The following is a 22,047-nucleotide window of genomic DNA, read 5'->3' as shown; positions in this document are numbered from 1 at the left end:
ATGCTGCGCATTGCTGTTCCCAACAAGGGCTCTCTCTCCGAGACGGCCGCCGACATGCTCGCGGAGGCCGGCTACGCCGGTCGTCGTGATCCCAAGACACTCCACGTCGTCGATGCCGACAACGACGTCGAGTTCTTCTACCTCCGCCCGAAGGACATCGCGACCTACGTCGGCTCCGGTGCCATCGACGTCGGCATCACGGGGCGCGACCTGCTCCTCGACGCCCGCATGCCCGGTGCGCGCGAGATCGAGGCGCTCGGCTTCGCCGGGTCGACCTTCCGCTTCGCCGCGCCGTCCGGTCGTTACACCGATGTGTCCGAGCTCGACGGCCTGCGTATCGCGACGTCGTACCCGGGTCTCGTCGACGCGTTCCTCGACGAGCGCGGCATCGCGGTCGACCTCGTGCCCCTCGACGGCGCAGTGGAGTCGGCCGTGCGTCTCGGCGTCGCGGATGCAGTGGCCGATGTCGTAGAGACCGGCACGACGCTGCGTCAGGCGGGACTCGACGTCTTCGGCCCTGTGATCCTGCAGTCCGAGGCCGTGCTGATCGCCGGCCCGCATGATGCAGAGGGCTCTGAGACGCTTCTGCGGCGCCTGCGCGGCGTCATGGTCGCTCGCCGGTTCGTGATGATCGACTACGACCTGCCGCTGGCTCTCCTCGACGATGCCGTCAAGATCGCGGGTGGCATCGAGTCGCCCACCGTCTCGCCGCTGCGCGACCCCGAGTGGGTCGCCGTCCGAGTGATGGTGGCACGCGCCCGAGTCAACCCCGTCATGGACGCGCTGTACGCGCTCGGCGCCCGCGCGATCCTCGTCACGGCGATCCACAACGCGAGGCTCTGATGACACTCGCGAGTCGTGTCATCCCGTGCCTCGATGTCGCCGATGGCCGCGTCGTCAAGGGCGTCAACTTCGAGAACCTGCGCGACATGGGCGACCCCGTCGAGCTCGCACGCCACTACGCGGCGCAGGGCGCAGACGAGATCACCTTCCTCGACGTCACCGCGACCGTCGACGCCCGCGCCACGACGTACGACGTCGTGCAGCGCACGGCTGAGCAGGTGTTCGTGCCGCTGACGGTCGGTGGGGGAGTGCGCAGCGTCGACGACGTGGCGCGGCTGCTCTCGGTCGGCGCCGACAAGGTCGGGGTCAACTCGGCCGCGATCGCCCGCCCTGAGCTGATCGGCGAGATCGCCGACCGCTTCGGTGCGCAGGTGCTGGTGCTGTCGCTCGACGTCAAGCGGGCGACCGGCACTCCCTCCGGCTTCGTCGTCACCACCCACGGCGGGCGCACCCGGACGACCCTCGATGCGCTCGACTGGGCGCGTGAAGCCGCGGAGCGCGGGGCAGGAGAGCTGCTGGTCAACTCGATCGACGCCGACGGCACGCGAGACGGCTTCGACCTCGAACTGGTGAAGCTCATGCGCGAGGCCGCGTCTGTGCCGGTGATCGCCTCGGGCGGCGCCGGCAAGGCCTCCGACTTCGCTCCGGCGATCAAGGCAGGAGCGGATGCGGTGCTCGCAGCCAGCGTGTTCCACACCGGTGCACTTACGGTCGGAGACGTCAAGGACGCGCTGCGCGCGGAGGGAGTGATCGTCCGATGACCGATGTCGACGAGCGCATCGCCCAGGTCGCCTTCAACGACGACGGCCTCGCGCCGGTGATCGTGCAGCAGTGGGACACGGCAGAGGTCCTCATGCTCGCGTGGGTCGATGCCGAGGCGCTGCGCCGCACCCTCACCACGGGCCGCGCGGTGTACTGGTCGCGCTCCCGTCAGGAGTACTGGCGTAAAGGAGACACCTCCGGGCACATCCAGGTGGTGCACGAGGCGAGACTCGACTGCGACGGCGACGCGATCCTGCTGCGAGTCGACCAGACCGGCCCCGCCTGCCACACCGGCACGCGCACCTGCTTCGACACGACGGACCTCCGTGCCGTCGAGGGGAGCTCGGCCGCGTGACGTTCGTGCAGAGAGGTCGCTCGATCGCCGTCTCCGGCTTCCTTCTCTCGGGGGCGATCGGGATCATCTCGTCGACCCAGACATGGCTCACGGTCGCACGCGCCGATGCCGGGGAGGCGATCCTCGTGCCCGGCTCGTCGGCGTTGCCGCTGCTCGCTCCGCTGAGCCTCGCGGTCCTGGCGCTCGGCATCGCGCTCTCGATCGTCGGCCCGGTGATGCGGCTCGTGTTCGGCGTGCTCGCCACCGCAGCCTCGCTCTTCCTCGGCTGGACGACTCTGCAGCTGCTCCTGACCGCGCCGCTGAGCGCTGTCGGCCCCACCGTCACGGAGACCACGGGGCTCGCAGGCAGCGCGGCGATCGCCGATGTCGTCGCCGGCATCGAGCTCTCGGCCTGGCCCGTGATGACGCTCATCGGCTGGGTCATCCTGCTGGCGGCATCCCTTGTCGTGCTCCTCACCTGGCGACGCTGGAAGCGCGGAGGACGCCGGTACCGCACCGACGCCGCACATGTCGAATCGAGCGCCGGTCCTGTCGACGCGATCGATTCATGGGACGACCTGTCGCGCGGAACCGACCCGACACGATGACCCCGATAGACTTGATCAGAACCAGCACGTCGTCCCCCGGAGGAGACCATGACCAACCCGATCGCTGACCCCGGCCACGGACACTCGCCTGCCGCATGGACGGGCGTCATCATCATGCTCGCCGGCTTCACGATCGGCACGCTGGCGTTCTGCCTCGCCGAGTTCAGCCCCGTGTGGGTCGCCCTGATCTGGGTGGGTGCCGCGATCGTCCCGATCGGCGCGCTCGTGGGCTGGCTGCTCTCGAAGGCCGGTTACGGCGTGAAGGGCCCCAAGTACTCGCCGAAGGCGCACTAATGGTGCTCGCCGACCTCACGGCCGGCGCAGTCGCAGACGCTGAACGTCGCGCTCTGACCCGGCCCCTCGCCGACGTCGAGCGCGATGCTCTCTCGCGTCCCGCCGCCAAGGATGCGCTCGTGTTCCTCGCTCCCGCCGAGCGCGTGAAGATCATCGCCGAGGTGAAGCGCGCGAGCCCGTCGCGCGGCGCTCTCGCCGATATCCCCGACCCGGCACTCCAGGCTTCGCTGTATGAGACGGGCGGTGCCTCGGCGATCAGCGTCCTCACCGAGGAGCGTCGCTTCGGCGGCAGCCTCGCCGATCTCGAGGCCGTCACGGCCCGCGTGTCGCTGCCTGTGCTGCGCAAGGACTTCATCGCGAACCGATACCAGGTGCTCGAAGCACGAGCGGCCGGTGCCGACCTCGTGCTGCTGATCGTCGCCGGGCTCGAGCCTCATGTGCTCCGTGACCTGTTCGGCTTCATCACCGAGCTCGGCATGACTCCGCTCGTCGAGACGCACTCGGCCGACGAGCTCGAGGTCGCGATCGACCTCGGTGCACCGCTGATCGGTGTCAACGCCCGCGATCTGACGACACTCGAGCTCGACCGTGACCTGTTCGGCCGTCTCGTCGATCGCATTCCGGATTCCGCGGTCAAGATCGCCGAGTCCGCGGTCCTCACCCCTGCAGACGTCACGCACTACCGCTCCGCGGGTGCTGACGTCGTCCTGATCGGGGAGGCGCTCGTCACGGGCGACCCGGTCGCCACACTCAAGAGCTTCCTGGAGGCGTGATGAGCCTGCGAGATCAGCATGGTCCCCTGTTCGGCGAATACGGCGGGCGATACATGCCCGAGTCGCTGATCGCCGCGATCGACGAGCTCTCCGCGGCGTACGCCGATGCGATCGTCGACCCGGCTTTCCGCGAAGAGCTCGCGTCGCTGCTCAGCTCGTACGCCGGGCGCCCGTCTCCGCTCACCGAGGTCGCCCGGTTCGCCGAGCACGCCGGCGGAGCGCGAGTCTTCCTCAAGCGTGAGGATCTCAACCACACCGGCTCGCACAAGATCAACAACGTGCTCGGTCAGGCGCTGCTGACCAAGCGCCTCGGCAAGAAGCGCGTGATCGCCGAGACGGGAGCGGGCCAGCACGGCGTCGCCACTGCGACGGCCGCGGCTCTGTTCGGCCTCGAGTGCACGATCTACATGGGTGAGGTCGACACCGAACGCCAGGCGTTGAACGTCGCGCGGATGCGGCTGCTGGGCGCGGAGGTCGTCGCAGTCACCTCCGGATCCCGCACCCTGAAGGATGCGATCAACGACGCCTATCGCGATTGGGTCGCGTCGGTCGAGACCACCAACTACATCTTCGGCACCGCCGCAGGTCCGCACCCGTTCCCCGCGATGGTCCGCGACTTCCAGAAGATCATCGGCGAAGAGGCTCGACAGCAGCTCCTCGACGAGGTAGGGCGTCTGCCCGATGCGGTCATCGCCTGTGTCGGAGGCGGCTCGAACGCGATCGGCATGTTCGATGCGTTCCTCGACGACGAGGGTGTGAAGCTCTACGGCGTCGAGGCTGCCGGTGACGGCGTCGACACCCCACGGCATGCCGCTTCGATCGAACGTGGTCGCCCCGGCATCCTGCACGGCGCCAAAACCTACGTGCTCCAGGACGAAGACGGTCAGACGGTCGAGTCGCACTCGATCTCGGCGGGTCTCGACTATCCGGGCGTCGGACCCGAGCACTCGTGGCTCGCCGACATCGGCCGCGCCGAGTACATTCCTGCGACCGACGACGAGGCCATGCAGGCACTGCGTCTGCTGAGCCGCACCGAGGGCATCATCCCGGCCATCGAGTCCGCGCACGCCCTCGCCGGCGCACTCCGCCTCGGCCGTGACCTCGGACCGGATGCCGTGCTCGCCATCTGCCTCTCCGGCCGCGGAGACAAGGACATGGACACGGCTGCTCGGTACTTCGACCTCTACGACGCCGAGGCACTCGCTCACGATGTCGAGAAAGAGAGCGACGCCGAGGCAGCCGCGTCGAAGGGGGAGCCGGAACTGTGAGCCGCGTGGAACAGGCGATAGCCGCAGCCCATCAGGCCGGTCGCAGCGCCTTCGTCGGATACCTGCCGGTCGGGTTCCCCGATCTCGAGACCAGCATCCAGGCCGCCATCGCACTCGCCGAGAACGGCGTCGACATCATCGAGCTCGGCCCGCCCTACAGTGACCCGGTGATGGACGGTGCGGTGATCCAGGAAGCGACCACCGCGGCACTCGCGAACGGGTTCAAGATGAAGGACCTCTTCACGGCTGTGCGCGCGATCACCGCCGCGACGGACGTGCCCGTGCTGGTCATGACGTACTGGAACCCCGTGTTCCAGTACGGCGTCGATCGTTATGCCGATGATCTGCTCGCCGCCGGCGGCGCCGGGCTCATCACCCCCGACATCACCCCGGAGGTCGCGGGGGAATGGATCGCCGCGAGTGAGCGCACCGGCCTCGACCGTGTCTTCCTCGCCGCCCCCACCTCGTCGGACGAACGCCTCGAGCTGGTCGTGAAGTCCTCGACCGGCTTCGTCTACACCGTCTCGACGATGGGCATCACCGGTGAGCGCACCGAGCTCGACCGGGCTGCGCGCACCCTGGTCGGTCGTCTGCGCGCGCACGGAGATGTCCGCGCGTGCGTCGGCATCGGAATCTCTACCGCCGAGCAGATCGCCGGAGTCTCCGAATACGCGGACGGCGCGATCGTCGGCACCGCGCTGGTCCGCGCCCTCCGGGACGGCGGCATCCCCGCCCTCGCAGAGGTCACCCGAAACCTGGCGGTCGGCACGTCGTCGGCAAGCCCCGTACACGAGAACTAGAATCGCACTCATGTCCCTCGCGCTCCACAGCACTTTCAGCGGCGTGCTCGCCAGCATCCCGAGCCCCTCGGTCTCTTACATCGACCTCGGCCCGCTCCGGATCCACTTCTACGCGCTCTGCATCATCGCCGGCATCATCGCCGCCACGCTGCTGACCAACCACCGCCTCACCAGGCGCGGGGCAGAGCCGTGGGTCGTGATCGACATCTCGATCCTCGCTGTGCCGCTGGCGATCATCGGGGCGCGCATCTTCCACGTGCTCACCCACCCGAACTTCTACTTCGGCGAGGGCAGGAACACCTGGAACCCGTTCGAGCCCGGTTCGGTCTGGGCGATCTGGGAGGGTGGCATCGCCATCTTCGGCGCACTCATCGGCGGTGCCGTGGGCGCGTACCTCGGGTGCCGCTGGACCGGCATCCGCTTCTGGACCTTCGCCGACGCGCTGGCCCCGGGACTCCTGCTGGCGCAGGCCATGGGCCGTTTCGGCAACTGGTTCAACAACGAGCTCTTCGGGCTCCCCACCGACCTGCCGTGGGGTCTCGAGATCCCCTCTGACAACTCGGCCTTCCCTCCGGGGCTTCCCGAGGGCACGCTGTTCCACCCGACCTTCCTCTATGAGGTGCTCTGGAACGGCCTCGGAGTGATCGTGCTGCTCTGGCTCAGCCGCAAGGCGACCGCATTCCAGTGGGGCAAGCTCTTCGCGATCTACCTCATCTGGTACAGCGCCGGCCGAGTGGTCTGGGAGTCGATCCGCATCGATCCGAGCGAGATCCTCCTGGGGCTCCGCAGCAACGTCTGGGCCGCCATCATCGGCATCGTCGTGGGTCTCGCGATCCTCATCGTGCAGTCGCGCCGTCACCCCGGACTCGAGCCGTCGCCGTACCAGCCCGGCCGCGGCCGGAAGGATCTCGACGCTGATGTAGAATCGCAGAACAATCCCTCCGATTTCGTGGACGTGAGTGAGCCTCCGTCCGAAGAAGTCGCCGCAGGAGCCAGCGCCACAAGCACCGCTCCCACGGACACCGAAGGCGCTCGATAGCCGACCGGTCCGTGCGGACCCCATCACATCCACCCGGCCAATGACGTCCCCGGGTCAGCTGCAGATCTGAGGACGGTACTGGTGTATTTTCAGCCTCCCTACGGCGCTTCCGGCGCTTACCCCCCGAAGCAGGGCATGTACAACCCGGCGTTCGAGAAGGACGCCTGCGGCCTCGCCATGGTCGCGACGCTTCGTGGTGAAGCGGGCCACGACATCATCTCGTTGGCACTCGAAGCGCTGCGCAACCTCGAGCACCGCGGTGCTATCGGCTCGGATGCCGGCACCGGAGACGGCGCGGGCATCCTGACGCAGATGCCCGACGTGTTCCTGCGAGCGGTGACCGACTTCGAACTGCCCCCGGTCGGCGAGTACGCCGCGGGTCTGGCATTCCTCCCGCGCGATTCCAGCGAGCGCCGTCAGCAGAAGGCCGGCATCGAGAAGATCGCCCGCTCCGAAGGTCTCCGCGTCCTCGGCTGGCGCGAGGTGCCGACCGCCAACGACAACCTCGGCAAGCTCGCCGACGAGGCTCGCCCCGCCTTCGAGCAGCTCTTCGTGAGCGCCGGGGGAGCGACGCACTCCGACGCTCCGCTCACCGGCATCGCCCTCGACCGCGTCGCCTACCGCCTGCGCAAGCGCGCAGGACACGAGCTGGGCGCGTACTTCGTGACGCTGTCCGCCCGCACGCTCGGCTACAAGGGCATGGTCACCACGCTGCAGCTCGAGCCGTTCTACCCCGACCTGCAGGACGAGCGGTTCATGTCCGAGCTCGCGGTCGTGCACTCGCGCTACTCGACGAACACCTTCCCGTCGTGGCCGCTCGCTCAGCCGCTTCGCATGCTCGCGCACAACGGTGAGATCAACACCGTCGGCGGGAACCGCAACTGGATGCGCGCGCGCCAGTCACAGCTCGAGTCCGAGCTGCTCGGCGATGTCGCGCCTCTGCTGCCGATCTGCACCGACGGCGCCAGCGATTCGGCATCCTTCGACGAGGTGCTCGAGCTGCTGACCCTCACGGGCCGCAGCCTGCCGCACGCCATCATGATGATGGTGCCCGAGGCCTACGAGAAGCAGTCCGACATCTCGCCGGAGCTGCGCTCGTTCTACGAGTACCACTCGAACCAGATGGAGCCGTGGGACGGCCCGGCCGCCCTCATCTTCACCGACGGCACCGTGGTCGGAGCGACCCTCGACCGCAATGGCCTGCGCCCCGGGCGCTGGACCGAGACGACCGACGGGCTGATCGTCATCGGCTCGGAGACCGGCGTGCTCACCTTCGAGCCCGAGCGGATCAAGCGTCGTGGACGCCTGCAGCCGGGCAAGATGTTCCTCGTCGACACCTCGCAGCAGCGGATCATCGAAGACGAGGAGATCAAGCACGACCTCGCGACCCTGCACCCGTGGCAGGAGTGGCTGGATGCCGGATCCGTGCGTCTCGCCGAGCTGCCCGAGCGTGAGCACATCGTGCACCCGCCGGCATCGATCACCCGCCGTCAGCGCACCTTCGGCTACACCGAAGAAGAGGTGCGTCTGCTGCTGACCCCGATGGGGCAGACCGGTGTCGAGCCCCTCGGCGCCATGGGTTCGGACACTCCGATCGCCGTGCTGAGCAAGCGCCCGCGTCTGCTCTTCGACTACTTCACGCAGCAGTTCGCGCAGGTCACCAACCCGCCGCTCGACTCGATCCGCGAAGAGGTCGTCACGAGCCTCAAGCTGGGCCTCGGCCCCGAGAGCAACCTGCTCACCTGGGGTCCGGACCACACGCGCACCGTGTCGCTCGACTTCCCGGTCATCGACAACGATGAGCTGGCGAAGATCCGGCACATCGACAAGGCTCTGCCCGACCGCTCCAGCGTGACGATCAAGGGGCTGTACCACTTCGACGCAGGATCGAACACGCTCGAGAAGCGTCTCACCGAGATGTGCGCCGAGGTCGACGAGGCCATCGAACAGGGGGCCGAGTTCGTCATCCTGTCTGACCGCGACTCGAACAAGGATCTGACCCCGATCCCGTCGCTGCTCATGGTCTCGGCGATCCATCACCACCTGATCCGCCGTGAGAACCGCATGAAGGTCGGTCTGATCGTCGAGGCCGGTGATGTCCGCGAGGTGCACCACGTCGCGACGCTGATCGGCTACGGCGCTTCGGCAGTCAACCCGTATCTCGCGATGGAGACGGTCGAGCACCTCGTGCGCACCGGCTACATCACGGGCATCACGCCCGAGAAGGCCGTCCGCAACCTGATCTACGCGCTCGGCAAGGGCGTGCTCAAGATCATGTCGAAGATGGGCATCTCGACCGTGTCGTCCTACGCCGGCGCCCAGGTCTTCGAGGCCGTCGGCCTGAGCGAGGAGTTCATCGACAAGTACTTCACGCGCACCGAGTCGAAGCTCGGCGGAATCGGCATCCAAGAGATCTTCATCGAGAACCAGGCGCGTCACGACTACGCCTATCCCGAAGACGAGGCCGCTCGTGCGCACGAGCGACTCTGGACCGGTGGCGAGTATCAGTGGCGCCGCGACGGCTCGCCGCATCTCTTCAACCCCGAGACGGTGTTCAAGCTGCAGCACGCGACACGTGAACGCCGCTACGACATCTTCCGCGAGTACACGAAGATGGTCGACGACCAGGCGGCGGAGCTCAAGACGCTCCGCGGGATGTTCACGCTGCGCACCGGCACCCGCAAGCCCGTGCCGCTCGACGAGGTCGAGCCGGTCTCGGCGATCGTGAAGCGCTTCTCGACGGGTGCCATGAGTTACGGCTCGATCTCCAAAGAGGCCCACGAGACGCTCGCGATCGCGATGAACCGTCTCGGCGGCAAGTCGAACACCGGTGAGGGCGGCGAGGACACCGATCGTCTGCTCGACCCCGAACGTCGCAGCGCGATCAAGCAGGTCGCCTCAGGACGCTTCGGTGTCACGAGCCTGTACCTCACCGAAGCCGACGACATCCAGATCAAGCTCGCCCAGGGCGCCAAGCCCGGCGAGGGCGGTCAGCTGCCTCCGCAGAAGGTCTACCCCTGGGTGGCCCGCACGCGCGGCGGGACGCCCGGTGTCGGTCTCATCTCGCCGCCGCCGCACCACGACATCTATTCGATCGAAGACCTCAAGCAGCTCATCTTCGACCTGAAGAGGGCCAACCCCGAGGCGCGTATCCACACCAAGCTCGTCAGCCAGTCGGGGATCGGTGCGGTGTCGGCCGGAGTCGCCAAGGCGCTCAGCGATGTCATCCTGGTGTCCGGACACGACGGAGGCACGGGCGCGAGCCCGATGAACTCCCTCAAGCACGCAGGAACGCCCTGGGAACTCGGCCTCGCCGAGACGCAGCAGACGCTCATGCTCAACGGCATGCGCGACCGCGTGGTCGTGCAGGTCGACGGCCAGTTGAAGACCGGACGCGATGTCATCATCGGCGCTCTGCTCGGAGCCGAGGAATTCGGTTTCGCCACTGCTCCGCTGGTCGTCAGCGGGTGCATCATGATGCGGGTCTGCCACCTCGACACCTGCCCGGTGGGCGTCGCGACGCAGAATCCGGTGCTGCGCGAGCGCTTCACGGGCAAGCCGGAATTCGTCGTGAACTTCATGGAGTTCATCGCCGAGGAGGTCCGTGAGATCCTCGCAGAGCTCGGCTTCCGCTCGATCGACGAGATCGTCGGCCGCGCCGAGCTCATCGAGGCGAACGCCGCCCTGCAGCACTGGAAGGCAGAGGGTCTCGACCTGAGCCCTGTGCTCGAGGGCCCGGCGTTCCCCGCGAGCGAGCCGCGTCGCAACCGCCGCACTCAGGATCACGAGCTCGAGAAGCACTTCGATGTGCAGCTCATCGACATCGCGAAGCCCGCCCTCCTCAACGGAGAGCCGGTCGTGGTAGAGCTGACCATCGCGAACACCGAGCGCGCGGTCGGCACGATGCTGGGTCACCAGGTCACGTCGCGGCACGGCGCTGCAGGGCTTCCCAGCGGCACGATCGACGTCACGCTGCGCGGCACCGCGGGGCAGTCGCTGGGAGCGTTCCTCCCTTCGGGCATCGTGCTCCGTCTCGAAGGCGACGCGAACGACTACGTCGGCAAGGGCCTCTCCGGTGGCGACATCTCGATCCGTCCGGCGCGTGGTTCCACCATCAAGCCTCACGAGAACGTGATCGCGGGCAACGTCATCGGTTACGGTGCGACGGCGGGGACGATGTTCCTCTCCGGCGTCGTGGGCGAGAGATTCCTCGTCCGCAACTCCGGGGCGACCGCGGTCGTCGAGGGAGTGGGCGACCACGCGCTCGAGTACATGACCGGTGGGGTCGCAGTGATCCTCGGCTCGACGGGTCGCAACCTCGGTGCCGGCATGTCCGGGGGAGTGGCCTACATCCACTCGCTCGACAGCGGCAAGATCAACGCCCAGTCGCTCGGCAGCGGAGAGCTCAGGCTCGAACCGCTCGATCGTGCCGACCTCGAAGTGCTGCGCAGCCTGATCGTCGCACACGTGGAGCGCACGGCCTCGCCGCTCGGCTCCGACATCCTGGCGCGGTTCGATGAGACCGCCGGCCAGTTCACGAAGGTGCTTCCGCGGGACTACGCCGCAGTGCGCAGCATGCGCGAGGAAGCAGTCGCCGAGGGCATCGACCCCGACGGCGACATCGTCTGGAACCGCATCCTGGAGGTGACCGGTGGCTGATCCCAAAGGTTTTCTGAAGGTCACTGAGCGTGAGCTTCCGAAGCGTCGTCCTGTGCCGGTGCGCATCATGGACTGGAAAGAGGTCTATGAGGCCGGCGATCAAGCGGTCCTCAAGCGTCAGGCCGGGCGCTGCATGGACTGCGGCGTACCGTTCTGTCACCAGGGCTGCCCGCTGGGCAACCTGATCCCCGAGTGGAACGACCTCACCTGGCGCGGAGAAGGGCGCGCGGCGATCGATCGCCTGCACGCGACCAACAACTTCCCGGAGTTCACGGGTCGTCTGTGCCCGGCCCCGTGCGAGAGCTCGTGCGTGCTCGGCATCAACCAGCCCGCGGTCACGATCAAGCAGATCGAGGTCTCGATCATCGACGAGGCCTTCGCCAAGGGCTGGGTCGAGCCGCAGCCTCCCGCTCGTCTGACCGGCAAGACGGTCGCGGTCGTGGGGTCCGGGCCCGCTGGGCTCGCCGCCGCGCAGCAGCTCACCCGTGCGGGTCACACCGTCGCGGTCTTCGAGCGCGACGACCGCATCGGCGGCCTGCTGCGCTACGGCATCCCCGACTTCAAGATGGAGAAGGGGCAGCTCGAGTCGCGCCTTCGCCAGATGCAGGAGGAGGGAACCAGGTTCCGTGCCGGAGTGGAGATCGGCAAGGACATCTCGTGGTCCGACCTCCGCGCCCGCTACGACGCCGTCGTGATCGCCACCGGATCCACGATTCCCCGCGACCTGTCGATCCCGGGTCGCGATCTCGACGGAGTGCACTTCGCCATGGAGTATCTCGTCGAGTCCAACCACGCGGTCGCCGGCGACAAGGTTCCCGAGCAGATCACCGCCGAGGGCAAGCACGTCATCGTGATCGGCGGCGGCGACACGGGTGCGGACTGCATCGGAACCGCACACCGTCAGGGCGCGATCAGCGTCACGAACCTCGCGATCGGCAAGCAGCCGGGAACCGAACGACCGGGACACCAGCCCTGGCCGATGATGCCGACGCTCTTCGAGGTCTCGTCTGCTCATGAGGAGGGCGGTGAGCGCGTCTTCCTCGCCTCGACCGTCGAGTTCCTCTCCAACGACGTCGGCGAAGTCCGTGCTCTGCGCGTCGCCGAGACCGAGTACATCGACGGCCGTCGCGTGCCGAAGAGCGGCACCGAGCGCGAGATCCCCGCAGACCTCGTGCTGATCGCGATGGGCTTCACCGGTCCGGAGCAGGACGGCTACACCGAGGACACGCTTCCGCAGGTCACCGACCGCGGCGCCTTCCGGCGCGATGACAGCTACGAGTCGACCGTTCCCGGTGTCTTCGTCGCCGGCGATGCCGGCCGCGGGCAGTCCCTCATCGTGTGGGCGATCGCGGAAGGTCGTGCGGCCGCGGCCAACGTCGATCGATTCCTCATGGGCACGACCGTTCTGCCCGAGCCTGTGCGACCGCATGAAGTCGCTATCGGTCTCCAGCCCGCGTAGGCTGAGCCGCGGCACCGTCGCCTGATTTCCATCCCCCACTACCCTGGAGCAATCTGTTGAGACGCGCGAAAATCGTCGCCACCCTGGGCCCCGCCACCTCCACCTATGAAACCGTGCGTGCACTGATCGACGCCGGCGTGGACGTCGCGCGCCTGAACCTCAGCCACGGTGACTACTCCGTGCACGAGAACAACTACGCCAACGTCCGCAAGGCCGCCGAGGACGCTGGTCGCGCCGTCGCCATCCTCGTCGACCTGCAGGGACCCAAGATCCGGCTCGGCAAGTTCGAGGCCGGCCCCTACGAGCTCGCCAAGGGTGACATCTTCAAGATCACGACCGAAGACATCATCGGCAACAAGGAGATCTCCGGGACCACGTTCAAGGGCCTCCCGAACGACGTCAAGCCGGGAGACTTCCTGCTCATCGACGACGGCAAGGTGCGGGTCGAGGTCGTCGAGACCGACGGCGTCACCGTCACGACCCGCGTGATCGTCGCCGGAGCCGTGTCGAACAACAAGGGCATCAACCTGCCTGGTGTCGCCGTCAACGTGCCCGCACTGAGCGAGAAGGACGAGGAAGACCTCCGCTGGGGCCTGCGCATCGGCGCCGACCTCATCGCCCTGTCCTTCGTCCGCAACGCGGAGGACATCAGCCGCGTCCACGAGATCATGGCCGAAGAGGGCGTCAAGGTCCCCGTCATCGCCAAGGTCGAGAAGCCGCAGGCCGTCGATGCGCTCGAAGAGATCGTCGACGCGTTCGACGCGATCATGGTCGCCCGCGGTGACCTCGGTGTCGAACTTCCTCTCGAGGCCGTGCCGATCGTGCAGAAGCGCGCCGTCGAGCTGGCGCGTCGCATGGCCAAGCCGGTCATCGTGGCGACGCAGATGCTCGAGTCGATGATCAACAGCCCGGTGCCCACCCGCGCCGAGACGTCGGACGTCGCGAACGCAGTGCTCGACGGAGCCGACGCCGTGATGCTCTCGGGCGAGACCAGCGTCGGTGACTACCCGGTCGTCGTCGTCGAGACGATGGCTCGCATCATCGAGTCGACCGAGGAGCACGGACTTGAGCGCATCGCGCCGCTCACGACCAAGCCGCGCACCCAGGGTGGCGCGATTACGCTCGCCGCTCTCGAGGTCGCCGAGTTCGTCGAGGCGAAGTACCTCTGCGTCTTCACACAGTCGGGTGACTCGGCACGCCGTCTGTCGCGACTGCGCTCGCGCATCCCGATGATCGCCTTCACCCCCGAGCCCGGAATCCGCCGTCGCATGGCCCTGACCTGGGGCATCCAGTCGAAGCTCGTCGACATGGTGCAGCACACCGACCTGATGTACCTGCAGGTCGACGACTACCTGCTCAGCAGCGGTCTCGCCGTCGAAGGGGACAAGGTCGTCGTGATCTCCGGTTCCCCTCCTGGAATCGTGGGTTCGACCAACGACATCCGCGTCCACAAGGTCGGGGACGCCGTCAACGGCGCCGCTCCGATCTACAAGGAAGCGACGATCTGACCAAGGTCGCACAGCGAAGGGGCGGAACGATTGTTCCGCCCCTTCGTCGTCCACTCGGCGATGTCCCGCCTGGCCCTGTCAAGCGGCTGGCGCGAGAGTGCGCGCCGCACCTACCGTGATCGGATGACTCTTCTCCCTCGGCGCACCGTCGTGGCGAGCCGCAACGGCCGTCATCTCTCGGCTCTGTGGGCAGTCACGCAAGCGAGCGAGAGGCGGACGCCATCCGCACACTGAGACGAGCCGGTTGGTGGATCGCCGATTACGCCTACGCCGTGTACTGGCAGTTGCGTGCCGCTTTCGATCGGAGCGACGCCGGATCGTTCGCGACCGGCTCCGCGGCTCCGATCGTGATCCTTCCCGGCGTGTACGAGACATGGCGGTTCATGCAGCCTCTCATCGCGGCGCTGCACGCCCGGGGCCACCCCGTGCATGTCCTCGATTCGCTCCGGCACAACCGGCGGCCCGTCGTCGAATCGGCTCAGCTCATGACCGAGTTCCTCGAGGCGGCACAGCTCACCGATGCGCTCATCGTCGCACACAGCAAAGGCGGCCTCGCCGGCAAGATGGCGATGGCGGGTCCCTCAGGCTTCCGCGTGCGCGCCATGGTGGCGGTGGCCACGCCCTTCGGCGGTTCCCGCTATGCGCGGATGCTGCCGGTCCGGTCCCTCCGAGCGTTCTCGCCTTCGGATCCGTCGATCATGCAGCTCGCGCACCACCGGGATGTCAACGAGCGGATCGTGTCGATCTACGGGGAGTTCGACCCGCATATCCCCGAAGGCAGTGAGCTCAGCGGTGCGATGAAGAACGTGCGTCTCGAGACCGGAGGCCACTTTCGGGTTCTCGCGAACCCCAGGGTCCTCGCAGAGGTCGCCGCGCTGTCCGAGCGGTGAGCGATGGGTCGAAGGTCGCGCCGGACGGACGACGTGTCATGGCGGCGCAGCTTCTCAGGTGCAGGCCTGTACTCTGGTCCAGGCGCGGGCCTGCCGCACGGCGGAGGGCCCGCACCCACACCCATGGATGACCTGACCATCGACCCCGCCGTGGCCGAGCGACGTGACCGCTCCCGCCCGCTGGTCGGCGCGCCGCCGGAGACCGATGACAAGCCGCCGCTGTCCGCGAAACCGGGAAGCCTCGGCGTCCGGTACCGCCTCAAGCGTCGCTTCCGCACCTACGAGGCCATCGCCTGTGTTCCGGTCTATCTGGCACAGACGAGAGCGTGCGACACGGTCCTGGGCCCGCACGGCGACCGGATGCACGGCGGACAGGTGTACGAACCGGTGCTGGTCGGCGGAGTGGGCGTCGAGGCGACGGATGAGAACCTCGACGCGATCATCCGCGCCACAGTCCCTCGAACCGTCATCACCGCCGACCATCCTGCGGTCGCGGAGCGGGTGATCCTCGAGTCGATGCGTCCCGCCCTCGACCGGTATCTGCTGATCGACGGTCAGGTATGGATCAGCATCTGAACTGATGTGCCGGCGGTGGGACTCGAACCCACACGCCCTTTCGGACAAAGCATTTTGAGTGCTCCGCGTCTGCCATTCCGCCACGCCGGCTCGTGTGTCGCGTCTACGACTTTAGCGCAGGCGATCTGCGCTCACCCGCACCCGCCGCGCCGTCGGGGGACCTCATAGGCGGTCTCCACTAGGATGGGTCTGTGACCGAGCAAGAACAGGCAGCAGAAGAGCCCACGTCATCCGCACCCCGACGCGTCGTCGTCGCCGAGGACGAGTCGCTGATCCGTCTCGACATCGTCGAGATCCTCCGCGACAACGGCTTCGATGTGGTCGGTGAGGCAGGTGACGGCGAGACGGCTGTGGCGCTCGCTACCGAGCTGCGCCCCGACCTCGTCATCATGGACGTCAAGATGCCGCAGCTCGACGGCATCAGCGCGGCCGAGAAGCTGCACAAGGGCAACATCGCACCCGTCGTGCTGCTCACGGCGTTCAGCCAGAAGGAGCTCGTCGAGCGCGCGAGCGAAGCCGGAGCACTGGCCTACGTCGTCAAGCCCTTCACCCCGAACGACCTGCTGCCCGCGATCGAGATCGCCCTCGCCCGCCACGAGCAGATCATCACGCTCGAGGCCGAGGTCGCCGACATGGTCGAGCGCTTCGAGACCCGAAAGCTCGTCGATCGGGCCAAGGGCCTGCTGAACGAGAAGATGGGCCTCTCCGAGCCTGAGGCGTTCCGCTGGATACAGAAGGCGTCGATGGATCGCCGCCTCACGATGCAGGATGTCGCCAAGGCGATCATCGAGCAGCTCGCTCCGAAGAAGTAGCCTTTGCTGCGGCTCGACGCCGAGCACATGCTGCGTCCTGTGCAGATCGGCGACGGCGCTGCACTGGCGAGAGCGTATTCGGCGAACCGAGAGCATCTCGCACCGTGGGAGCCACTCAGGTCACCGGGGTTCTTCACCCCGGAGTGGCAGGAGTTCCACGCCGAGCAGTGCGTGTTGGAGGCGTCCGCCGGACGGAACATCCGCTTCGTGATCGAGTCGTCCGATGGAGAGATCCGCGGACGGATCAATCTCAACAACATCGTCCGCGGTGCGTTCTGGAACGCAGATCTGGGCTACTGGATCGACAGGACTCGTCTCCGTCGCGGTCTCGCATCCCGCGGGGTGCACCATGTCGCCGCGTATGCGCGGGACGAGGTGCGATTGCACCGCCTGCAGGCAGCCACCCTGCTGCACAACTCCGGTTCACAGCGTGTCCTCGCGGACAACGGCTTCGAGCGCATCGGCATCGCTCCGCAGTATCTGCGGATCGCGGGGGAGTGGCAGGACCACCTGCTGTTCCAACTGCTGCTGGACGAGCCGCTCAGCGAGCCTCGGGAACGTCCTTGATCATGTTGGTGATCCGGATCGTCGAGCACCGGCGGCCCTGATCGTCGGAGACAACGATCTCGTGCACCGTGATGCTGCGTCCGAGGTGCACGGGCGTACACACCCCGGTCACCACGCCGGACGTCGCCGATCGGGTGTGCGTCGCGTTGATGTCGACACCGACAGCCAGTCGCCCGGGGCCCGCGTGCAGGTTGGCGGCCATGGATCCCAGCGACTCGCCGAGAACCACATAGGCGCCGCCGTGCATGAGACCGACGGGCTGTGTGTTGCCCTCCACCGGAAGCGTGGCGACGCAGCGCTCGGTAGTGAACTCGAGGAACTCCATGCCCATCTTCTGAGCGAGCGCACCCATTCCCCGGGCTGTCGCCCAGTCGAGTCCTGCACTGGTCGCGGTGTCGCTCATGGTTCCTCCTCAGCGGGTGTCTGTCGTCCTCGTTAGGCTGACAGGGTGACGGACTCCGCAAAGCCTACCCTCATGGTCGTCGACGGCCATTCGCTCGCCTATCGTGCATTCTTCGCCCTCCCGGTCGAGAACTTCACGACCAAAGACAATCAGCACACGAACGCCATCTACGGCTTCCTGTCCATGCTGGTGAACCTCATCAAGGCCGAGCAGCCGACGCACATGGCGATCGCTTTCGACACCTCGCGCCATTCGTTCCGCACCGACGTGTACCCCGAATACAAGGCGACGCGCTCCGAGTCCCCGCAGGAGTTCAAGGGGCAGATTCCCCTTCTGCAAGACTGTCTCGCCGCGATGTCCATCCCGGTGCTCACGAAAGAGGGGGTCGAAGCCGATGACATCCTCGCGACCCTCGCGGCACAGGGGGCCGAGCAGGGTTACGACGTGCTCGTGGTCTCCGGAGACCGCGACACCATCCAGCTCGTCACCGATGATGTGACGCTGCTCTACCCCTCGGTGCAGGGCGTCTCACAGCTCAAGAGGTACGACCCCACGACGGTGCAGGAACGCTACGGTGTGCGGCCCGAGCAGTACCCCGACATCGCCGCCCTCGTGGGCGAGACCAGCGACAACCTGCCCGGTGTGCCCAAGGTGGGTGAGAAGACCGCCGTCAAGTGGCTGACGCAGTTCGGGTCGCTCGACGATCTCCTCGAGCGCTCGGAAGAGATCAAGGGCGTCGTGGGCGGCAACCTGCGCGAGCACATCGAGGACGTGCGGCGCAACCGCAGACTCAATCGCCTGCTGACCGACGTCGAGCTACCTGTCGCGCCCGACGACCTCGCCGTCACGCCGATCGACGCGCAGGCCGTGCGCGACATCTTCGCCCGTCTCGAGTTCCGCACCCTGTTGCCTCGTGTGTTCGAGGCCGTCGGCGCGGGCGAGGTCGCCGACGACCCGACGACGACTGTGGTGCTGCCCGAGCCGACCCAGGTCAGCGCGGCGGATTTCGTCAGCTGGGCCGAGGCGCAGACAGACGACATCGCTGTGCGGCTCGTCGTGCAGGGTGGGGCTCCGACGAGGCTCGGTGCCGCGTCCGGGGAGGAACTCCGTGAGCTCGACTGGAACGACGACGTCGTAGAAGTCCTGCGGCCGTGGCTCGAGTCCGCGAGCCCGAAGGTGCTCCACGACGCGAAGCCCCAGGTGAAGGCTCTGCGTCGTCTGGGTGTGCGATTGAGCGGCCTGGCCTATGACACGAGTCTCGCGGGATGGCTGCTGCGTCCGAGCTTCCCCGACAAGACGCTCGGCGACCTCGTCGAGCGCTATCTCGGTGAGAAGCTGCCAGAGGCAGACCCGACGCAGCTCGTTCCTGAGACTGAAGGCGCCACTCCCTCCCAGGAGGCATGGTTCGCGCTCCGTGTCGCGACCGCGCTGCGCGAGGACATCCCCGAGTCCGTCGCCGCCGTACTCACCGACATCGAGCTTCCGACACTGCTGACGCTGGCCGACATGGAGGTCGCCGGAGTCGCGGTCTCGCACGACGTGCTGTCGACCTTCTCGGGCGAGCTGGCGACGCGCGCCGAGGGTCTCGCCCAGGAGGCGTTCGGCATCGTCGGTCGCGAGTTCAATCTCGGGTCTCCCAAGCAGTTGCAAGAAGTGCTGTTCGACGACCTGCAGCTCCCCAAGACCCGCAAGACCAAGACCGGGTACTCCACGGATGCCGCTGTGCTCGCCGATCTGCAGGAGTCGCACCCGCATCCGTTCCTCGGACTGCTGCTGCAGCACCGTGAGGCGACCAAGCTCCGTCAGATCATCGAGTCGCTCGACACCGCCATCCAGGCCGATCACCGTGTGCACACGACGTACGTGCAGACGGGCAGCCAGACCGGACGTCTGTCGAGCACTGATCCGAACCTCCAGAACATCCCGGTGCGCACCGAGGAATCCCGTCGCATCCGCAGCGCCTTCCAGGTGGGAGAAGGCTACGAGTCGCTGCTCACCGCCGACTACTCGCAGATCGAGATGCGGATCATGGCGCATCTCTCCGGCGACGAGGGACTCATCGAGGCGTTCAACAGCGGTGAGGACCTGCATCGGTTCGTCGGTGCACGGGTGTTCGGCGTCGAGCCGAGCGAAGTGACATCCGCGATGCGCACGAAGGTGAAGGCGATGTCGTACGGCCTGGTCTACGGCCTCTCGGCATTCGGGCTGTCGAAGCAGCTCCGCATCGAGCAGTCCGAAGCGAAGCAGCTGATGGTCGAGTACTTCGCACGGTTCGGAGCGGTGCGCGACTATCTTCGGGCATCCGTCATGAAGGCCAAGGAGGTCGGCTACACCGAGACCATCTTCGGCCGGCGCCGCCCGTTCCCCGACCTTGCGAGCCCGAACCGCGTCCTTCGCGAGAACGCCGAGCGCGCAGCGCTCAACGCCCCGATTCAGGGAAGCGCGGCCGACATCATGAAGATCGCGCTCCTGCACATCCACGAGGACCTCCGCACCGAGGGTCTCGCGTCGCGCGCACTGTTGCAGATTCACGACGAGCTCGTCGTCGAGGTGGCGCCGGGGGAGTGGGAGGCAGCGGAGCGGATCGTGCGGGCGCGTATGGGCGACGCCGCGGATCTCACCGTGCCCCTCGACGTGCAGGTCGGGCGCGGACGCGACTGGAACGAGGCAGCACACTGAGGCTGGCCGACGCGTCGTGACGGCGACGACGCAGAGCTCGGCCACGCGGCACACCGATATCCTGCGCCGGGGGTGCGGGGCTACGCTGGAGGGATGACTTCAGCTCCCCGCACTCCGTCTGCCATCGACAAAGTCGCCGATGAATGGGTCGACACCATTGCTGTGCTCGCCCCGACTCTGGGCACCTACATCGGTCGAGACGAGGTCAACGACCGGTTCGGCGACCTGAGCCCTGAGGGGCACGAGCAGATCGCGGACGCAACGCGATCGACGCTCGCGAAGCTGCAGGCACTCGACCCGGTCGACGCGATCGACGAGGTCACGAAGACCGACCTCTCCGCCGAGCTCAGCCTGGATCTCGAGCTGCACGACGCGAAGTGGCACCTGCGTGACCTCAACGTGATCGCCTCCGCCGCTCAGGACGTGCGCTCGGCTTTCGACCTCATGCCCACCGCGACCGCAGACGATTGGTCTGTGATCGCGACCCGTCTCGCTGCAGTGCCCGATGCGCTCCGCGGATACACCGAGACGCTCCGTGCAGGCATCGCGGACGGAGTCACTCCGGCTCGTCGCCAGGTCGTCGAGGTCGCGACGCAGATCGACCGTTACACGGCCGACGACGGATTCTTCGCCGCTTTCGTGGCGGATGCGGCTCCCCAGGAGGGCAACCTCCCCGCGTCGCTCGCTCGCACTCTGGCCGACAACTCCGCTGCGGCTCGAGTCGCGTACGACGAACTGCGTAACTTCCTGGCGGACGAGCTCGCTCCCGTCGCGACGGAGATCGATGCCGTCGGTCGCGAGCTGTACGCACTGAACTCCCGCCGCTTCCTCGGAGCGACCATCGACCTCGACGAGACCTACGAGTGGGGCCGAGAAGAACTCGCCCGCATGGTCGCCGAGCAGACCGCGATCGCGAACGAGATCCTCCCCGGGGCCTCGGTCGAAGAGGCCGTCGCGCACCTCGAGGCCGACCCCGCCCGCAAGCTCGTCGGAACAGACGCTCTCCAGAAGTGGATGCAGGAGACGAGCGACCGCGCCGTCGCAGAGCTCGGCGCCACGCACTTCGACATCCCCGAGGCGATCCGCACACTTGAGTGCATGATCGCGCCGACGCAGGAGGGCGGCATCTACTACACCGGTCCGACGGACGACTTCTCTCGTCCTGGGCGCATGTGGTGGTCGGTTCCAGAGGGCGTCACCGAGTTCGACACGTGGCGCGAACTGACGACGGTCTACCACGAGGGTGTGCCTGGGCATCACCTGCAGATCGCGCAGGCGGTCTACAACCGCACCGAGCTCAACTCATGGCGACGACTGCTCGCCGGCACCTCCGGCCATGCAGAGGGCTGGGCGCTGTACGCCGAGCGCCTGATGCAGCAGCTGGGCTACCTCGACGACCCGGCTGACCGGTTGGGCATGCTCGACGGACAGCGGATGCGTGCTGCCCGCGTCGTGCTCGACATCGGGGTGCACCTCGGCAAGCCGCGTCTCGATGGCGAAGGCACCTGGGACGCCGACTACGCGCTCGACTTCATGCGCAAGAACGTGAACATGTCCGACCAGTTCGTGCAGTTCGAGGTCAACCGCTATCTCGGCTGGCCAGGACAGGCGCCGTCCTACAAGGTCGGCCAGCGCATCTGGGAGCAGGTACGCGAGGCGTACCAGGCTGAGCGAGGCGCGGACTTCGACGTGAAGGAGTTCCACAAGCGGGCTCTGGACATGGGCGGCGTCGGGCTCGACACGCTCCGAACCGCCCTCCTGACGCGCTGAGGG

The 22,047-nt window shown here is 67.2% G+C and carries 19 protein-coding genes and 1 tRNA gene; 18 read left to right on the top strand and 2 right to left on the bottom strand.

Features of this window, described 5'->3' with window-relative positions; translation table 11 throughout:
* From hisG to FIV50_RS08730, 14 genes are all read left to right on the top strand, one after another.
* Positions 1-843, top strand: coding sequence for an ATP phosphoribosyltransferase (gene hisG, locus FIV50_RS08795; RefSeq protein WP_140037111.1), 843 nt, complete (start codon positions 1-3; stop codon positions 841-843).
* Positions 843-1,604 (top strand): imidazole glycerol phosphate synthase subunit HisF, encoded by a 762-nt coding sequence (gene hisF, locus FIV50_RS08790; RefSeq protein WP_140037110.1) that lies wholly within the window; start codon positions 843-845, stop codon positions 1,602-1,604. Before hisG ends, hisF begins: the two co-directional genes overlap by 1 nt.
* A complete protein-coding gene (gene hisI, locus FIV50_RS08785; RefSeq protein WP_140037109.1) occupies positions 1,601-1,960 on the top strand; it encodes a phosphoribosyl-AMP cyclohydrolase in 360 nt (119 codons plus the stop codon). The genes hisF and hisI overlap by 4 nt, the downstream gene beginning before the upstream one ends.
* The gene (locus tag FIV50_RS08780; RefSeq protein ID WP_140037108.1) at positions 1,957-2,547 is read left to right on the top strand and encodes a Trp biosynthesis-associated membrane protein; all 591 of its coding nucleotides are present in this window, start codon (positions 1,957-1,959) and stop codon (positions 2,545-2,547) included. Before hisI ends, FIV50_RS08780 begins: the two co-directional genes overlap by 4 nt.
* 48 nt (positions 2,548-2,595) lie before the next feature.
* Positions 2,596-2,841, top strand: a complete 246-nt coding sequence (locus FIV50_RS08775; protein ID WP_140037107.1) for an HGxxPAAW family protein — start codon at positions 2,596-2,598, stop codon at positions 2,839-2,841.
* A 2-nt stretch (positions 2,842-2,843) separates the two neighbouring features.
* Positions 2,844-3,614: an indole-3-glycerol phosphate synthase TrpC gene (trpC, locus tag FIV50_RS08770; RefSeq protein ID WP_181164378.1), complete on the top strand. Its 771-nt coding sequence runs from the start codon at positions 2,844-2,846 to the stop codon at positions 3,612-3,614.
* Entirely contained in the window at positions 3,614-4,882 is a 1,269-nt protein-coding gene (gene trpB, locus FIV50_RS08765; RefSeq protein WP_140037105.1) for a tryptophan synthase subunit beta, read from the top strand. The genes trpC and trpB overlap by 1 nt, the downstream gene beginning before the upstream one ends.
* Positions 4,879-5,682 carry a tryptophan synthase subunit alpha gene (trpA, locus tag FIV50_RS08760; RefSeq protein WP_140037104.1) on the top strand — a complete coding sequence of 268 codons (804 nt, stop codon included), beginning with the start codon at positions 4,879-4,881 and terminating at the stop codon, positions 5,680-5,682. Before trpB ends, trpA begins: the two co-directional genes overlap by 4 nt.
* 10 nt (positions 5,683-5,692) lie before the next feature.
* Positions 5,693-6,721, top strand: a complete 1,029-nt coding sequence (gene lgt / locus FIV50_RS08755; RefSeq protein WP_140037103.1) for a prolipoprotein diacylglyceryl transferase — start codon at positions 5,693-5,695, stop codon at positions 6,719-6,721.
* 135 nt (positions 6,722-6,856) lie between these two features.
* Positions 6,857-11,380 (top strand): glutamate synthase large subunit, encoded by a 4,524-nt coding sequence (gene gltB / locus FIV50_RS08750; RefSeq protein ID WP_140038700.1) that lies wholly within the window; start codon positions 6,857-6,859, stop codon positions 11,378-11,380.
* Positions 11,373-12,839 (top strand): glutamate synthase subunit beta, encoded by a 1,467-nt coding sequence (locus tag FIV50_RS08745; protein WP_140037102.1) that lies wholly within the window; start codon positions 11,373-11,375, stop codon positions 12,837-12,839. Before gltB ends, FIV50_RS08745 begins: the two co-directional genes overlap by 8 nt.
* A 56-nt stretch (positions 12,840-12,895) precedes the next feature.
* Positions 12,896-14,347, top strand: coding sequence for a pyruvate kinase (gene pyk, locus FIV50_RS08740; protein ID WP_140037101.1), 1,452 nt, complete (start codon positions 12,896-12,898; stop codon positions 14,345-14,347).
* 185 nt (positions 14,348-14,532) lie between these two features.
* Complete coding sequence (locus FIV50_RS08735) at positions 14,533-15,237, top strand: esterase/lipase family protein (RefSeq protein ID WP_258184191.1); 705 nt, start codon at positions 14,533-14,535, stop codon at positions 15,235-15,237.
* A gap of 123 nt (positions 15,238-15,360) precedes the next feature.
* Positions 15,361-15,813: a hypothetical protein gene (locus FIV50_RS08730; protein ID WP_140037100.1), complete on the top strand. Its 453-nt coding sequence runs from the start codon at positions 15,361-15,363 to the stop codon at positions 15,811-15,813.
* 7 nt (positions 15,814-15,820) lie between these two features.
* Here the strand turns inward: FIV50_RS08730 and FIV50_RS08725 are convergent.
* Positions 15,821-15,903 (bottom strand) — tRNA-Leu (locus FIV50_RS08725).
* Positions 15,904-16,004: 101 nt separating this feature from the next.
* On the opposite strand from FIV50_RS08725, the gene FIV50_RS08720 reads away from it, so the two are divergent.
* Together FIV50_RS08720 and FIV50_RS08715 are read left to right on the top strand one after the other, a co-directional pair.
* Entirely contained in the window at positions 16,005-16,625 is a 621-nt protein-coding gene (locus FIV50_RS08720; RefSeq protein WP_140037099.1) for an ANTAR domain-containing response regulator, read from the top strand.
* Between the two features lie 3 nt (positions 16,626-16,628).
* Positions 16,629-17,192 (top strand): GNAT family N-acetyltransferase, encoded by a 564-nt coding sequence (locus FIV50_RS08715; RefSeq protein WP_258184189.1) that lies wholly within the window; start codon positions 16,629-16,631, stop codon positions 17,190-17,192.
* Here the strand turns inward: FIV50_RS08715 and FIV50_RS08710 are convergent.
* Entirely contained in the window at positions 17,167-17,595 is a 429-nt protein-coding gene (locus FIV50_RS08710) for a hotdog fold thioesterase (RefSeq protein ID WP_056376870.1), read from the bottom strand. The genes FIV50_RS08715 and FIV50_RS08710 overlap by 26 nt on opposite strands.
* Positions 17,596-17,640: 45 nt before the next feature.
* Between FIV50_RS08710 and polA the strand changes: the two genes are divergently transcribed.
* Entirely contained in the window at positions 17,641-20,274 is a 2,634-nt protein-coding gene (gene polA, locus FIV50_RS08705; RefSeq protein WP_181164182.1) for a DNA polymerase I, read from the top strand.
* 93 nt (positions 20,275-20,367) lie between these two features.
* Entirely contained in the window at positions 20,368-22,044 is a 1,677-nt protein-coding gene (locus FIV50_RS08700) for a DUF885 domain-containing protein (protein WP_140037098.1), read from the top strand.
* The last annotated feature ends 3 nt before the right edge of the window (positions 22,045-22,047 follow it).

The organism is Microbacterium foliorum (assembly GCF_006385575.1).
In the GTDB taxonomy this organism is placed as follows: domain Bacteria; phylum Actinomycetota; class Actinomycetes; order Actinomycetales; family Microbacteriaceae; genus Microbacterium; species Microbacterium foliorum_B.
This window is presented reverse-complemented; position numbering and strand designations above follow the sequence as displayed.